The sequence below is a fragment of the Paenibacillus qinlingensis genome (assembly GCF_013204845.1).
Lineage (GTDB): Bacteria > Bacillota > Bacilli > Paenibacillales > NBRC-103111 > Paenibacillus_E > Paenibacillus_E qinlingensis.
In genome coordinates this window covers 47456-63686 of sequence record NZ_JABMKY010000025.1, presented here as the reverse complement: position 1 = coordinate 63686, position 16231 = coordinate 47456, and the positions used below count along the sequence as shown (strand labels likewise).

Sequence of the window (16231 nt, the reverse complement as noted above, 5' to 3'; positions counted from 1 at the left end):
CCCCTCCGTCCTTATGCTCTTACTTGCTGATGTACATTCTCCCATCTCTCATGGGCATTAAACCAATAAAACCAAGAAGCCGGCTGTTCACGAATAACCCGTTCGATAAAGTTATTTAGAATAAGATTCGTATCTGCTCTAGCAGACCGCGAAGCTCGAGCTGTTTGGGCATGCAGGTTTAAAGGAGGGCCTACGATAAGTTGATGCTTAAAATTTCGCTTTCTGTATCCGTAAAAAGGAACAATTGGCACTTTCTGTTCAAGTGCTAACATCGCCGCACCTTCAGGTGTTCGAGTAACTCTGCCGAATAATTTCGATAAGGGAAATGATGATCTCCAGAAATCGCCTAATAGGAAAACGACGCCACCAGATTGCACATGATTCTTCAGGGTCCGATACAACTCCAGAGGAGGAACACGATCGTAATCCAACCCTTTACATCCTAATTCAGCGAATTTCATGTACAAAGGCAACAATTCAGGACTTCCAGCAGAAGCAACAGTAAGACAATTATATCTCTTCGTAAAATACCAATAATAACTGAAGAAATTACCTACATGCGGCGCATAAATGATAAAACCTTTTCCATTAGCCATTCGCTGCGCTTCATGCAAATGTTCTTCACCCTGTAATTTAAAATCCTTCTCCTGCATGCGATTCGACAAAAACAAAATTTCACACAGCGAGTAAACAACATTTCGTACATAGCGCCTTCTAAGAGACCTTAACTTCCGTTTGGAAATCGGGGATAAGAGATCAGCTAGATTATGTTCCACACGCTTTAGAAACCCGTTGCGCGAAGCTACACATAATAATGCCGCTAACATAGCACATAGACATGACATTAACCACAATGGGAAAATGGCCAACACGTGCACCAAACGGCTTTGTCGACCATTAGCCAAAGTAAGTTTAGCAATCCATTCGTACAAGGTAAGTCCTCCTCGTATTAGTCTGCAGGCAGAAAGTGTCGTTTGTACCGACTTGTTATTTTATCTTTTTGAAAAACAATGAAAAAGTCAACTGTTCCAAATAACGCATCGTAGGCGGGATCCCCACCGATTTCTGCTCCAAGCCATTGATAGCCTTTCATTAAAGGAGGCAGCTTTCGAAACATCTCCTTTTCCTTGCCAGCAAGCTCAATCTGAGCTAGCCCAGATATCCGATGCGTCTCGAGAGGCTTGATCCCATAGCGGTCCGTCAAAACTTGCTTGCGATGAAGCAGTGTGTAAATCTCATTTAGTTCCTCTATTGTTGGGATGTGCACACTTGCACAACCGATTAAATGCGTAAATTGGCTATCGTTTATATAACTTGCAATCCCTTCCCACAGCATACCAATCGCTCTACCGCCGCGATGCTCCGGCGCAATACAGCTGCGCCCTAGTTCTAAGGACTGCCTTTTCAAATTACTGTAACTATTCAAATCAAACTCGGTTTCTGAATAAAAGCCGATCGCATCCAATGCTCGATCACCTGGAAGAAGACGATACGTACCTATCACCTGTTCTGACTCTAGTTCTTTGACAATGAGGTGATCACAATACTCATCGTAGGCATCCATTTCCAACTTACTCTCATTCCGTAGACGCAAATTTTTTTCTTCCTCCACGAAAATCTGATAACGCAATCGCATTGCTTGTTCGATTTCTTGTGAGTTACTTGCCAGCTTTAACATCAGTTTCGCAGGTTGTGGCGCCGTTTGTAGAGATACTCCACTCATTCCGTCCTCACGCCCTTCACTAGAGTTTTATAACTCTAGATTAACAGAGCATTATTTTCGATTTATTTGCGTGTTGTGAAGAATTTGTAAGATTTAGCATATAAAAAAAACAATCCGCCAAAGGCGAATTGTTTTCGTAGAGCTCATCAATTCATATACTGCAAATAAATTAATAACCGTTTCAACATGACGGCCGCTTGTGCTCGGGTCGCGAAGGCATTAGGGTTAAGCTGGGTCTTAGTGACGCCTTGTATTAACCCTGTTTGCAGGGTGAAGGCCATTGCTTGCCTTGCCCAGTTGTCGATTGCATGTTGATCTACAAATGGATTAAGAACTGTATCTTGTTCGTAGCTTTCTTGCTGGCTTCCTGTGATTTGAATGGTTCGGTTGATCATGGCTGCCATCTGCTCACGAGTCACTTGAAGAAGTGGACGAAAAGTGCCATCTTCAAAACCCTCAATAAGACCTGCTTTAGCCGCTATGTTGACCATTTGTGAATACCAATCTCTTTCCTTGATATCCCGAAAACCAGTAGCTCCAGGATCTGATACGCTTACTTCCATACCAAGGGCTCGAATAAGTAATGTAGCAAATTCAGCACGAGAGATTTCCTCCTCCGGTGCGAAGTTTTGTTCATCGACCCCAGTAATGATCCTTTTGGATGCAAGTTTTTCCACGTCCTCGCGAGCCCAGTGCGCCCTCATATCTTCAAAATGCTTATCCTTCTGAATGATGGTGTATAATCCGCCGTATTGGTCTTTAATAACCATCTTCCAAGCACCATCGCTACCGGTTAAGATAGACGGAACGAAGGCAATCTCTCCTGATTCGACATTCAAGCGTACCGCAGTTACGTTGGTAGTGTAAGAAGTGCCAGGAAGAGCGATGGATCTCTCCACGTGCATGTTCTCATAATGATGAATCGCAACGCCGCCAGCTTGAATTTCGAACTCAATTGGATTGGTCAGAAGCAAAGACGATTGTTCCGTTGTAGCTTTTTCATTTAGTTTTTCAGCAAGTTGACCTACTTCATGTCGAACAATCACTGCAAATCGTCCATTCGAACTTTCTGCTTCACTTACATGATTTTTGAAAAGTAACAATGGAATTGTAAACTGAATGGCATTCATATCTAGTTGAATACTTCCATTCGTATTCTGCAAATCATTCCACACGCTGGATGCAAATTCGACGACTGTCGTATCGTGATCATCTTGAATTTGTAACAGCAAAGATGAAGCCTTACCCTCGTTTAATGCGATGAATGCTTCCCGTAACTCACCTTCATCGGCATAGAATCTGGATTGCATTCTACCATCAGGTGCTGCTTCACGGACACGCTGAGACGAAATGAGAAGTGCCTGAGAACCTGTTGACTTCACAACTCCTGTTAACATGTAACTAACGCTGGGTCCAGTCGAGGACCAGTTATCCACTACATCCCCCGCTTCCACTTTAAAACTCATGTTTGCACCTGCCGTTAAGCCTGATAATTGCGTAGTAAGCTCGCTTCCGCTCACCGTAGTTAGCATCTCCGAATCTTTGTATATCCGATAGGAAGTGACGCCAACATTGTCTGTTGCTGCCGACCAGGTTAAAGTGACAGATGAACCCGAACTTGGCGTTACCGTTACATTCGCACCATAATTCCATGTAGGGGCTAGTATGTCTTTGAATCCTACCGTGACATAAATCGTTGTCGAGATTCCGCTGTATGTTGCCGTAATAATGGCACTCCCTGCACTTACTCCCGTGATATAACCGTAACTACTTACAGTAACGACAGATGAATTCGAACTTGTGAAACTCGTATTCGAGGTTACTTCAGTTTCATGATATTGCGAATCATAGGCATGTATGGAAAGATACTGCGTTCCACTTACTTCCAAGTAGATGGTACTCTCATCTGCCTCTATTCGACTAACACTGGTTGTCACACTCACACTCGCTGATGCTGTGAAGCCGCCATAATATGCTGTAATCGTCGTTACGCCAGGCGTAATACCGGTTACCATTCCATTTGAATTGACACTAGCCACCGCTGGATTTGAGCTTGTAAAAGTCAGACCCGTTGTCAATGATTGTGTGCTGCTGTCATTTTTATAGCCAATGACATAAGGAGATCGTGTTGTGCCAGATTGGAGTGAATACGAATAAGCATCGAAGGCTATGCGATTCAAATTTGCCAAATTTGAGGAAACCGTAATGTTGGCTGATGTTGATTGGCCGTTATACGTTACGGTTATGGTTGTTGAGCCAGCAGCAACTCCCGTGATAACGCCATTCGCATTAACAGTTGCCACAGCAGTATTAGCAATTCTATAAGTGGCTCCAGTTTGGATCGTAAATGTATGGCCATTCGCATAAACCCCTGTTAAGTAACTGGCTATCGTTTCACTTGGTTGCAAGCTATAACCTTCGTCATCCAAATACAGACGTGTTAGCGTTTGCCCATTGGGATTATTATTCAATCCTCCATCTGGCCCATATATTTGAAATTCTGCAACGCTCGCATACCCACCTGAGGCAACACGCGTTGTCGTTAATCGAAAATATCGTGCCGTGACATTCCCTTCATCCACATAACGCGGATCTCCTGCCTGCATATTCCCTGTTCGATCAGTAAAGGTATACCAGGTAATACCATCTATGGAAAAATCAATTTTGTAACCATAGATATCTTGTATAGTTGAATACGTGGTCTCAAATCGTTGTACATTACGCAACTGCCCTAGATCCACTACCAGCCATTGAGGTAAAGATGTACTACTAGGTGCCCAACTTGATAACAATTGACCATCTACAGCCTTATCAGAGCCCCAAGAACCAGAAAAACTAGATAACGAAGCCGTCGTCTTATTTTGTGACAGAAGCGTCAGAGCCTCACTCGTTGAATATACACGAAAATCAAACACGCTAGCTTGATCACCAGGCGAGCCAACGCCTACAACTTGCAATCTGACGAATCTCGCCAGAACATCACCGCTATCGGAATAATAGGGGAAATTTATGACTGTATTCGTAGAACGATCTGCAAAAAGGCTCCAATTGATACCATCCATCGAGGATTCAATCTTATAGGCATATGAACTATTCACATGCTCAAACACAGTTTCAACACGTGAAACATGTACATTTTGCGTAAGATCTACTGTTAGCGATTGTGGCAGTTGCGAATTACTTGCCACCCATTTCGTATGAATGAAACCGTCCACCGCTTGACTTGCACTATATGTAGCTCCAGTAACAGAGGATGCTACAGCAGATTTCCCCTGAGAAACTGGTATTTCAGAGGCATAGGCATCTCTTGACATACATAAAATTCCAATAATAAAAAAAATAATAATGAGTACGGCAAAATGGTATACAGTCGTTCTGTAAACCGGATACGTCATGTCCACCCCCCCATTTATGAAGCGTTTACAACTATTTTATCAGAAGCCCTATCATTCCGTATAGGGCTTACGATCTAATCTTCTAACTATTCTGAATCTTTGTACGACTTTCTAATTTCCTTAATCATTATGAAAAAGATCGAGGATATAAAGATAGAAAGCAGCACTTCACCGAGTGTAATTTCCATACCTTCACCTCGATTTCCGTTGGTTTGATTTAGTGTATGAGGTGAACGCAGGAAATTGACGTAGGGATACAAAAATAAGCTTCTCCCAGTCGTACTTAACAGGAGAAGCTTACTTATTTTATACTTTGCGCGGTATCTCAAAGCTCCAGAAATCCCTTGCCAAGTGACTGTTCGCGTGAATTTGCTGTGCTTGGTGAAGCAGTTCAGTTACACTTTCTCCTTGATATCGCGAGCTAAGATGCGTCATGATGAGCGCATTCGCTCCAGCCTCTTGCGCGGTCCGTGCCGCGTCCGTGGAGGTCGCATGATCGAAGGCATAGGCCAGCTCTTGCTTATCCATAGCAAAGGTCGCTTCATGAACGAGAACATCGGCACCTCTTGCCAACCTTTTCGCTCCCTCACAATATCGCGTATCTCCTAAAATAACTACCACTCGCCCAGCGACTGGAGCACCTAAGAAATCTTGCCCGTGTATAGTCCGGCCATCTTCAAGCTGTACGGTATGCCCTAGCTTCAGCTGACCGTAGATCGGACCTGGAGGAACTCCGAGTTCCTTCAGCTTTTCATTTAGAAGCTTGCCGGGTTGATCCTTCTCCACAATGCGGAATCCAAAACATTCAATACGATGCTCTAATCGAGCCGTTTCTACAAGAAAGCTTTCGTCTTCGAAAATAATGCCCTCTTCCTCAAGCTCTACAAGATGTAGCGTATAAGTCAGATGAGCCCCGCTGACTTCCAGCGCAGTTTCTACGAATTGTTTGAGCCCCCGCGGACCATATAAGGTCAATGGTGTATCCCCACCCAAGTAGGAGCGACTCGTCAATAATCCTGGGAGTCCGTACAGATGATCACCATGTAAATGAGTGATGAAAATTTTCTCCGTTCGACCCAGCTTCACGGGAGAGTTCAGAATCTGCTGCTGCGTCCCCTCTCCGCAATCAACAAGCCAATATGTGCCCCGTTCGTCTAACAAATTCAAGGCAATTGAAGTTACATTTCGTTGTTTGGAGGGCATGCCTGCACCCGTTCCTAGAAAATACAAGTCCACAAAACAAACCCCATTCTATCTCAATATCACATCGTCAAAACGGAAAGCGAGGATGCCGCGGAACATGATCGTTCCAACTCGCTGCCTCGCTCTCACAATCTTATCCTACGTTAAAATAACGTGCTTCTTTATGTGCAAATACAATCGCGGATACGGAAGCTTCGGGCTCCATCATGAACGACTCCGTCAACTCAACGCCGATATCCTCAGGTTTCAGCAGATTAAACAGCTTCGCTTGATCTTCCAGATTAGGACAAGCTGGATACCCGAATGAGAATCGTTGTCCGATATATTTGGCTCCAAATCTTTCTTGCATCGTCATATCAACACGATCTGCAATACCAACAACATCACGCATAATGTGATGAACACGTTCTGCAAACCCTTCCGCTACTTCAAGCGCTGTCGCCTGCAATGCATGGGATTTCAAATAATCCCCTTTGTCACGCCATTCTTTGGCCAATTCGTTAATATCATGTCCAGCTGTCACGAGTAGGAATCCAACATAGTCCATCTCGCCGCTTTCAACAGATTTTAAATAGTCAGCCAAGCAGAGGTAAGGCTCTTTATCTTGACGCGGGAATGTAAATGTCTCCAGCACCTTGCTCGTATCTTGCGGATCATAAATGATGACATCATTCCCGTTCGATTGCGCTGGGAAGAAACGGTACATGCCGTGAGCTTTAATGATACCGTTATGCTGTGCAGCATGAAGGATTGAATCTACCGTGTCCTTTAATTGAAGTGCTTTAGTGTCCTTATCACTCAATAACTGCTCTACTTTGCCCTTCAAACCAAGGTGATGACCTAATAGCATCTGCATGTTCACATAAGGCATCAAATGACTAATTGGGTAATCGCGTAAAATATGACGATCGGTGTCTTGCGGCACCTGAACAGGCAAATCCTTCGAAACTGCGGAAGAACTCACACGCGTAAGCTGTGGCAGTTTCTCTTCTTTTTTCCCTGTATCCATAACATCGGATTCCAGACTTTCACGAAGTTCTTGAATCAACCGTTTACGCTGCTCAGGGTCACTCAACTTGTTCGCGATATCCAGTCCATCCATCGCATCTTTTGCGTAAAGAACAACACCCTCATATTCCGGCTGAATACGTGTTTTAGTGAATTTCCGTGTAAGTGCAGCGCCACCGACAAGAATCGGTACATCCACACCTGCAGTCCGTAAATCTTGCGCAGTGATTACCATTTGTTGCGCGGATTTAACTAACAATCCAGACAGCCCGATCGCATCTGCTTGCTCTTTGCGATAGGCTTCGATGATCTGCTCCGGTGGTACTTTAATTCCTAAATTGATAATTTTGTATCCATTATTGGAAAGGATGATTTCAACGAGATTTTTCCCAATATCGTGAACGTCCCCTTTGACTGTTGCCAAAATAATTTTACCCTTCACCGCAGTCTCGGACTTCTCCATGAACGGCTCTAGGAAATTAACGGATGCTTTCATAACCTCAGCACTTTGAAGTACCTCAGCTACGATAAGTTCGTTACCATTGAACAGACGCCCAACTTCCTCCATCCCCTTCATAAGTGGCCCATTGATGACCTCTAACGGTGAATACGTTTGAAGAGCAATCTCTAAATCCGGTATTAAACCTTCCTTCGTGCCTTCAACAACATAAGAACCCAATCTTTCTTCCAGAGATAGATTCGAAATTTTCTCCTTCTTCTCGACCTTCTTCTCACGGAAATGGGCAACGAACTGCGCCAAGGTGTCATCATTCGTATTATAAATGAGTTCCTCTGCTAGTTGACGCTCTGTATCAGGAATCGACGCATACCTTTCTAGTTTCTCCGTATTTACAATGGCATAATCAAGTCCCGCCTTCGTACAATGGTACAAATAAACAGAATTCAGAACCTCACGCCCCGCATCCGGTAGACCGAATGAGATGTTACTTAGTCCTAGAATCGTTTTAGCTAGAGGGTACTTCTCCTTAATCAGCTTGATCCCCTCGATTGTTTCCACGGCAGAGCCAATGTACTGCGGATCTCCTGACCCAACTGGGAACATATTCGGATCAAAAATGATATCCTCCGGGTTCATGCCATATTTACCAGTAAGAAGCTCATACGAACGTGTTGCTACTTCGATTTTGGCTTGACGGGAAACCGCCTGCCCACGCTCGTCGATTAGGATACAAACAACTGATGCCCCATAGCGATGAATCAGAGGTAAAATTCCTTCGAATTTACTCTCTCCATCCTCTAAGTTAATCGAGTTAATAATTGCTTTACCTTGCGAATACTTGAGCCCTAGTTCGATAATGTGATCATAAGTGGAGTCAATCATTAACGGAACTTTGACCTTTTTCACAACTTCTTGCATAAATTCTTCTACTGCATAAGCTTCATCAATGTCCGTATCCTGTAAATTAATGTCGATAACATGAGCACCATTTTTCACCTGGTTACGAGCAATTTCAGAACCTTCCTCAAACTTGCCTTCTTTAATAAGGCGTTTAAACTTCCTAGATCCGGAGATATTCGTCCGTTCTCCAACCATGATAGGTCGATTCTCCGGCTCGATATAAACAGTCTCAATACCTGAAATCGCAGGCGGATGTGAACCGTATTCCCCTCTTGGTTTGTAATTCGCAAGTGTTTCTGCCATTGCCCGAATGTGTTCAGGCGTCGTTCCGCAGCAACCACCGGCAATATTGAGCCAACCTTGCTCAGCAAAGCCTGCCATCTTTTTGGCCAAAGATTCTGGAGACTCATGATAATGCCCATTCTCATCAGGCAACCCTGCATTCGGATAGCAACTGATGGCTGTATCTGCGATTCCAGAAAGTGTACGAATATGATCCCGCATAAATTCAGGTCCTGTCGCACAGTTCAACCCCATCGAAATTGGCTTCAAATGTTCCAGGGAAATATAAAAAGATTCGATATTTTGACCAGCTAGTGTTGTCCCCATCGGTTCAATCGTACCCGAGATCATAATCGGAAGCTCTACGCCTAAAGTTTCAAAAGCTCTGCGAATCCCGATACTGCCCGCTTTTACGTTCAGCGTATCTTGGGATGTTTCCAGCAGCATGGCATCAACGCCTGTTTCGACAAGTGCAAGTGCTTGCTGATAGTAGCTTTCTTCCAGTTGCTCGAACGTCACGCCACCTGTCACAGATAAAGTCTTGGTCGTCGGTCCCATTGCACCTACAACGTAACGCGGCCATTCTGGCGTCGAATATTTCTCAGCGGCAGCAATCGCCAATTTCGCAGCGGCGATGTTCAACTCCCGATGACGGTCTTGTAAATCATACTCCGCCAGCACGACACTCGTCGTACCGAATGTATTCGTTTCTATCATATCAGCGCCAGCGGCGAAATAAGCTTCATGAATTTTTTGAATAACATCTGGGCGTGTGACACATAGAATTTCATTACACCCATCGAGGTCATCACTTCCGAAATCGTCAGCAGTCAAATCCTCTTGCTGAATCATCGTACCCATGGCACCATCTAGGATCATAATCTTCTTCTTAAGCTGTTCTTGAATCGGTGGTTTCTTCATGGCAAGACTCCCTTTCAACTTTTCCTTACGCAAAATTCAAAAAAAAACGACAAATTATGTTAAGATTTAGTGTAACAGAATACGGCTTCTATGAAAAGATTTTGAATTATGATAAATTCCTATAGGATTTATCGGAAAAATTTATATCCTTCCATCGACAGTTAGCTTGTTATCCTCTATAATATGGTTATATTTATTTAATGAAAGAGGGATGTAACGTGGCACAAATTAGAATCCGGAATACCAATGAGCGCATTGAAGGCGAAGCAGAAGTTAAAGCCTTCTTAGATAGTCAAGAAGTCGTATACGAGCATTGGGATGCGAACAAACTTCCTGTAGCACTTCGCGAGAAATTCATTCTTAGCGATGAAGAGAAGGCAGAAATCATTTCCACGTACGAAGCTGAAATTAAAGATCTAGCTGCTAGACGCGGATATGAAATTTGGGATGTCATCTCCCTATCTGATGTAACCCCTAATATTGAAGAGCTTTTGAAAAAATTCGAACAAGTGCACACACACACCGAAGATGAAATCCGCGCTATCGTTTCTGGAAAAGGAATTTTCATCATCAAATCCGAAGAACTTGGTTATTTCGATGTTGAACTTGAGCCAGGGGATGTCATTTCTGTTCCTGAGAATACGAATCATTTCTTCACTTTGATGGATAACCGTGAAATTGTCGCTGTTCGCCTTTTCATCGAAAAAGATGGCTGGGTTGCTTACAACATTGATGATCCAGACTTTATCAAAGCTTAATAAGTAACATAATAAAGCCCAATAGCATTTCAGACCTAGCGTCCGAAGTAGCTGTTGGGCTTTATTTCTATACGAGACTAACCGTTACTGATGATAGGCAAAATATCTTGAAGACGCGTCACTTCATAAGCAGGTACGATCTCATCACCACTTTGAAGCCCATGATGATTAATCCAAATGTTACGCATACCAATGCTTCCCGATCCCAAAATATCTGTCGTCAGTTTGTCCCCGATCATAATGCCTTCCTCCGCATTAATTTCAAGTAAACCCAAGGCATAGTTGAAGATTGCCGCCGCTGGCTTCCCTTGTCCAAATTCACCAGAAATCACGATATGATCAAAGTAAGCAGCAATCTCAGGAACTCCTGCTAATTTCTCTTTTTGTAAGTCCGGGGATCCATTTGTTAAAAGCAGAAGCTTGTACGTGCCTTTCAACGCATCTAGTACGCGGAAAGTTTCTTCATATACATAGGGACGACTGCGGCGTTCGGCTGCAAACAATTCACCCAGCTTGTACCCTAGCTCACGATCTTCAATCCCTAGACCTGCAAGCCCTCTAGTCCAAGATTCTGTACGATAGCCAGGTGCTAGCTTCTCTAATTTGCGGAAGTTTTCGTCCTCGCCTTGCGTGAAGTTAGCCCATAGTCCTTCAAACGGGTTAATCCCAATCATTTTGGTAAATGGGAACGTCTCGAAGGATTCATACAAACCCCTTGCTTCTTTACGAACAGATGCTTCTAATTCCTCAGGGTTTAACCCATTGACTTGCTTCGCCGCTTCTGCACATGTTGCAGCAAAAGCTTCTTCGACACTACGATCATCCCATAACAGCGTATCATCCAAATCAAAAAGCACAGCTTTCAACGTCATCATTCATTTCCCCTTTGAATGTAATATCTATTGTAGTAGGCTTATTTCTCTTCGTCAGTAAACTTAATGGAATCTAGTTGAACCTTCAGGTTACCCCTGAATGCATTAATATAGATTTTCCTTAGCTCATTTCGCTCATCAATCTCTGCATCCGTTAGGCCAACTGTCTTCGCCTTTCGAGCTAGTTCATTGATTCGCTCAATCGTTTTATCCATGCTGTCACTCATTGTAATCCTCCCAGTCAAAATTTCAATATGAGTACTACTTTGCCATCACCGATTAGGATTGTCAAGGTTACAACGCAAAGAGACATAGCAACTGACGGCTATGTCTCAAACAATCATCTATATAGTGAACGAAGAATTAGCTCATTAAGGAAGTAATAGAACTTGCCCCTCTTGTAATGAACTGCTCGACAAGTGGTTAACTGTTTTCAATTTCTCAACATAAGAACGCGTGTTCTCACCCTTCTTTTTGTGAGCATTTGCAATCTCCCAAAGCGTATCACCACTTTGAACAACGATCTTCTCGTTTGGAGTGGCTTTAGCTGATGGTTGTGTGGAAGTAATCGGTATGGTCACGGTAGCAGTACCATCACCTGCATAGGCTTGTACGATCGCACCGAACGAGAACACTGTTCCAAGAATTACTGCTATCACTAAGAAACGAAGTAGTAGCTTCGCATAACCCCGTTTAATTGTCATCCCTTTGGATGCATGAGCAGTACCTTGAAGTGTTGTTCTTCCATTCGATTGTGAATAAGCCATATACATAAAATCATCCCCCAAACATTTGTTCTGGTATTAGAATAACACGAACACATGTTTGAGTCAACCATTTCTCGAACTTATGTTTGTACGAACTCGGGTTCTATGTTATACTTTGGGTAATGATTCCCAGTATTGGAGTGATATCTTATGAGTAAAATTTCGCAGCGTCAACAAGCAATAATGGAATTCATTAAGAACGAAGTGAAAGATAAAGGTTACCCGCCTTCCGTTCGAGAAATCGGCGAAGCTGTTGGACTAGCCTCTAGTTCTACCGTACATGGCCATTTGGAGCGTCTTGAGAAAAAAGGGATGATTCGTCGAGATCCAACCAAACCGCGTGCTATTGAAATCCTAGGGCTTGATGGTGCCGAGTCTCAATTCGCAGTCTCCGTCGCTCGTGTTCCCCTTGTTGGTAAAGTAACGGCTGGTGTTCCTATTACGGCCACTGAGAATATCGAAGATTATTTCCCACTTCCTTCAAGTATGGTTGGTGATAACAACGTGTTCATGCTTAGCATTATGGGTGACAGTATGATTGAAGCTGGTATTCATAATGGCGACTATGTCATCGTTAAACAACAACAAACAGCGAATAACGGCGATATCGTTGTCGCGATGACGGAAGATGATGAAGCGACTGTTAAGCGTTTCTACAAGGAAAAGGATCATATTCGCCTTCAACCTGAGAACTCGGCTTTACAACCTATTTTATTGAAGAATGTAACAATCCTTGGACGAGTAATTGGCTTGTTCCGGGATATGTAATAACGGTAGAAAACAAAAAAAGCAAGGCCCTCACCAGTGTGCGTACACTTGAGAGCCTTGCTTTTTTTGTTTAAAACGTCAAAACCCAGTTCCCCGCACGGAAGATCGGCTCGATCGTCCCATCAGCTAGTTCCCCGTCGATCTCAAGCTCCGCAGAACCAATCATGAAGTCCACATGAATCAAGGAGCTATTCCCACCGCGAGCCTTCAACTCTGCATTCGACAACTTAGTACCATCCTTCAAATTAATGGGATAGCAGCTCCCCAAAGCCAAGTGACATGAAGCATTCTCGTCGATACCTGTGTTGTAAAATATACGATTCAAATTGGAAATCGGGGAATCGAACGGTACGAGTGCAACTTCACCTAAATACCTCGCGCCTTCATCCATATCTAGTAAACGTGCCAAATGGTCATAACCAACCTCGGCTTGGAAGTCCACAACCTTCCCCTCTTCGAACGTAAAGGTAAATCGATCCACCAAGGCACCATTAATATTCAAAGGCATAGTACTCGCTACCGTACCGCTAACACCTGTCCGGTTTGGAATGGTGAACACTTCTTCCGTCGGCATATTCGCTACATAACGGATACCCCGAGCATTCTCATTATCTCCACCTAGCCAAATATGCCCTTCTGGCAACTCGACGCGTAAATCAGTACCTGTAGCTCGATAACGCAAAGCTTTATAGCTTTTTTCATTCAATAAGCTATGCGTAGCTTTCAATGTATCCAAATGAGATTGCCAAGCTGCAACGGGATTCTCATCATATACTCGGTTGATTTTGAAAATGGCATCCCACATCGCAGGAATACGCTGCTCCTCCGGAAGATCTGCATACACGATCGAAGCCCAGGCTTCTGTTGGCGCTTTAATTAAACACCAGCTAAACTCACCTGTACGAACATAGTGCTGATATTTGGCTCTTGCCGTTGATGCGGCTTTGGAAGCTCTTGAAATCAAGCTAGCATCAATGCCTTCGTATAAATTCGGATTCGGCACCTTAATGTTCAGTAAAGCTCCACCATTTTCAACAAAACGTTCGAGCATCGTCGTATACCACTCCGGGTAGTAATCCATTGACGCTTCGGATGCATAATCAAACTTGTTCCGAGTAACAACATCATCCTGCCAATGGACATGGACAAAATTCGCACCAGCCTCATAGGCTTTCTGTACAATTAGTCTCGTTAAATCCAATGTTTCGATAGGAGCTTCAACCAACAAATCTTGCCCTTTATTCAAGTTAACACCGATCCGGATTACTAACTCAGCGTACTTCTCTAAATTTCGTTCAAAATTGTCCATAGTTCAATTATTCTCCTTCGCGGTAAAAAGCCCATCAGCACATTCTATACTAGGGTGACGGGCATTACGTATGTATGAGTCCTTCTTATCATACAATACCCCCTTAGAGGTTGGCAATGTAACGAGAACAGCAATCGATAAGGAGACTTCTGGCATTGTCTCACCTCCAATATACATGTTTTCGTCATGCAGTAACTGGAAAATATACAGCTATTTACGAGGATTTTTCTCGAAAAATTGAATTAGATGGAAAACATGTAGGTAATTCTCTCACTTTTGGCCAGATCGAATAAAATGGTTAAAACTAACTGTAGGAAATCCATCTATTCTGCGGTTGAAGGGAAAACCCATAATTTTAACTGGATATAATCCATTTATTTGTTGGGAACACGGGAGATTCACAATATTTCCTCCACCCAGAAATTTCCCCCGCCATTCTGCTTAAAAAGAAAAACCCTCAACGCTTACAGCGCCGAGGGTTTCATTCATATTAGTACAGAGACAGATACTGATCTCTCTCCCATTGGTGAACTTGCGTTCTATACATGTCCCACTCAATTTCTTTCAACTCATAGAAATGCGCGAGAGCATGTTCACCAAGTGTGTCGCAGACAACATCGTCACGAAGCAATTCGTCTAGAGCTTGTTTCAAGTTAAGAGGCAAGCTTGGAATGCCTTCAGCTTCGCGCTCTTCTTCCGTCATCACATAAATGTTGCGATCTGTTGGCGGAGGAAGTTGCATTTTGTTCTTAATACCATCCAAACCAGCCGCAAGCATAACAGCTAGTGCTAGGTAAGGATTAGCTGCTGGATCCGGGTTACGAACTTCAACACGTGTACTTAAACCGCGGGAAGCAGGAATCCGAATCATTGGACTACGGTTACTAGCAGACCAAGCTACATAGCATGGTGCTTCATAACCAGGAACTAGACGTTTGTATGAGTTAACAGTTGGGTTCGTAATTGCAGCGAACGAACGCGCATGACGAAGTACACCAGCCATATATTGTCTTGCAACCGTGCTTAGGCCTAACTTGTCACTCTCATCGTAGAATGCATTCGTCTCACCTTTGAACAAGGATTGGTGACAATGCATACCAGAACCATTCATTCCGAACAATGGCTTCGGCATAAATGTTGCGTGCAAACCATGCTGTCTAGCTACTGTTTTCACAACCAGTTTGAAGGTTTGAATTTGGTCAGCCGCTTTAATCGCATCTGCATATTTAAAGTCGATTTCGTGTTGTCCTGGCGCTACTTCATGGTGAGAAGCTTCAATTTCAAAGCCCATTTCTTCTAGCGTAAGTACGATATCACGACGACAGTTTTCCCCAAGATCCATTGGCGCCAAATCAAAATAACCACCTTGGTCATTCAATTCAGTTGTTGGGTTGCCCTTTTCATCTGTTTTAAATAAGAAGAATTCCGGCTCAGGTCCAACATTCATTGCTGTGTAACCCATATCTTCTGCATGCTTCAACGCATTTTTCAAAATCGCACGCGGATCTCCAGGGAACGGAGTACCGTCTGGCATATAGATATCGCAGATCAAACGAGCGACTTTGCTTTCCGTTACCCATGGGAAAATAACCCATGTATCTAGATCTGGATATAAATACATATCCGATTCTTCTATTCGCACATAGCCTTCGATGGAAGAGCCATCGAACATCATTTTATTATCAAGCGCTTTCTCAAGTTGGCTCAAAGGAATTTCAACGTTCTTAATACTTCCCATCAAGTCTGTGAATTGCAAACGGATAAAGCGAACGTTTTCAGCTTTAGCAATGCGAAGAATATCTTCTTTGGAATAGTTAATGTTATAGCTCACGTGTGCATTCTCCTCTCAAATGTTAAGCGATTTA

12 protein-coding genes are annotated in these 16231 nt (G+C 43.4%); 2 read left to right on the top strand and 10 right to left on the bottom strand.

Annotated elements, in window-relative coordinates:
• Positions 1-11: 11 nt before the first annotated feature.
• The 5 genes from HQN88_RS30450 to metH form a co-directional block, all read right to left on the bottom strand.
• Positions 12-932, bottom strand: coding sequence for a lysophospholipid acyltransferase family protein (locus HQN88_RS30450; protein ID WP_173119354.1), 921 nt, complete (start codon positions 930-932; stop codon positions 12-14).
• Between the two features lie 17 nt (positions 933-949).
• Positions 950-1723 (bottom strand): GNAT family N-acetyltransferase, encoded by a 774-nt coding sequence (locus HQN88_RS30445; RefSeq protein WP_173119352.1) that lies wholly within the window; start codon positions 1721-1723, stop codon positions 950-952.
• A gap of 146 nt (positions 1724-1869) precedes the next feature.
• Positions 1870-5118 (bottom strand): discoidin domain-containing protein, encoded by a 3249-nt coding sequence (locus HQN88_RS30440; RefSeq protein ID WP_173119350.1) that lies wholly within the window; start codon positions 5116-5118, stop codon positions 1870-1872.
• 306 nt (positions 5119-5424) lie between these two features.
• On the bottom strand, positions 5425-6354 hold the full coding sequence (gene rnz / locus HQN88_RS30435) for a ribonuclease Z (RefSeq protein ID WP_173119349.1): 930 nt from the start codon (positions 6352-6354) through the stop codon (positions 5425-5427).
• Positions 6355-6454: 100 nt separating this feature from the next.
• Positions 6455-9892, bottom strand: coding sequence for a methionine synthase (metH, locus tag HQN88_RS30430; RefSeq protein WP_173119347.1), 3438 nt, complete (start codon positions 9890-9892; stop codon positions 6455-6457).
• A 218-nt stretch (positions 9893-10110) separates the two neighbouring features.
• Here metH and HQN88_RS30425 point away from each other — a divergent pair, with 218 nt between their 5' ends.
• On the top strand, positions 10111-10650 hold the full coding sequence (locus HQN88_RS30425; protein ID WP_171630840.1) for a 1,2-dihydroxy-3-keto-5-methylthiopentene dioxygenase: 540 nt from the start codon (positions 10111-10113) through the stop codon (positions 10648-10650).
• A 77-nt stretch (positions 10651-10727) separates the two neighbouring features.
• Here the strand turns inward: HQN88_RS30425 and HQN88_RS30420 are convergent, their stop codons facing one another.
• The 3 genes from HQN88_RS30420 to HQN88_RS30410 all read right to left on the bottom strand — a co-directional run bounded on the left by HQN88_RS30420 (position 10728) and on the right by HQN88_RS30410 (position 12295).
• Positions 10728-11522 (bottom strand): HAD family hydrolase, encoded by a 795-nt coding sequence (locus HQN88_RS30420; protein WP_173119481.1) that lies wholly within the window; start codon positions 11520-11522, stop codon positions 10728-10730.
• Positions 11523-11563: 41 nt separating this feature from the next.
• A complete protein-coding gene (locus tag HQN88_RS30415; RefSeq protein ID WP_056620911.1) occupies positions 11564-11749 on the bottom strand; it encodes a DUF896 domain-containing protein in 186 nt (61 codons plus the stop codon).
• A 144-nt stretch (positions 11750-11893) separates the two neighbouring features.
• Positions 11894-12295: a LysM peptidoglycan-binding domain-containing protein gene (locus HQN88_RS30410; RefSeq protein ID WP_246320544.1), complete on the bottom strand. Its 402-nt coding sequence runs from the start codon at positions 12293-12295 to the stop codon at positions 11894-11896.
• 144 nt (positions 12296-12439) lie between these two features.
• Between HQN88_RS30410 and lexA the strand changes: the two genes are divergently transcribed.
• Complete coding sequence (gene lexA, locus HQN88_RS30405; RefSeq protein ID WP_056620907.1) at positions 12440-13057, top strand: transcriptional repressor LexA; 618 nt, start codon at positions 12440-12442, stop codon at positions 13055-13057.
• A gap of 70 nt (positions 13058-13127) precedes the next feature.
• Here the strand turns inward: lexA and HQN88_RS30400 are convergent, their stop codons facing one another.
• The gene (locus tag HQN88_RS30400) at positions 13128-14366 is read right to left on the bottom strand and encodes an aminopeptidase (protein WP_173119345.1); all 1239 of its coding nucleotides are present in this window, start codon (positions 14364-14366) and stop codon (positions 13128-13130) included.
• 490 nt (positions 14367-14856) lie between these two features.
• Positions 14857-16185 (bottom strand): type I glutamate--ammonia ligase, encoded by a 1329-nt coding sequence (gene glnA / locus HQN88_RS30395; protein WP_173119477.1) that lies wholly within the window; start codon positions 16183-16185, stop codon positions 14857-14859.
• Between the last annotated feature and the right edge of the window lie 46 nt (positions 16186-16231).

What these genes read in the sequence shown, in the direction of transcription:
- HQN88_RS30445 (WP_173119352.1), bottom strand. Translation starts at nt 1,723, where the DNA reads ATGAGTGGAGTATCTCTACAAACGGCGCCACAACCTGCGAAACTGATG.
- HQN88_RS30440 (WP_173119350.1), bottom strand. Translation starts at nt 5,118, where the DNA reads ATGACGTATCCGGTTTACAGAACGACTGTATACCATTTTGCCGTACTC.
- metH (WP_173119347.1), bottom strand. Translation starts at nt 9,892, where the DNA reads ATGAAGAAACCACCGATTCAAGAACAGCTTAAGAAGAAGATTATGATC.
- HQN88_RS30420 (WP_173119481.1), bottom strand. Translation starts at nt 11,522, where the DNA reads ATGACGTTGAAAGCTGTGCTTTTTGATTTGGATGATACGCTGTTATGG.
- HQN88_RS30415 (WP_056620911.1), bottom strand. Translation starts at nt 11,749, where the DNA reads ATGAGTGACAGCATGGATAAAACGATTGAGCGAATCAATGAACTAGCT.
- HQN88_RS30410 (WP_246320544.1), bottom strand. Translation starts at nt 12,295, where the DNA reads ATGTATATGGCTTATTCACAATCGAATGGAAGAACAACACTTCAAGGT.
- lexA (WP_056620907.1), top strand. Translation starts at nt 12,440, where the DNA reads ATGAGTAAAATTTCGCAGCGTCAACAAGCAATAATGGAATTCATTAAG.
- HQN88_RS30400 (WP_173119345.1), bottom strand. Translation starts at nt 14,366, where the DNA reads ATGGACAATTTTGAACGAAATTTAGAGAAGTACGCTGAGTTAGTAATC.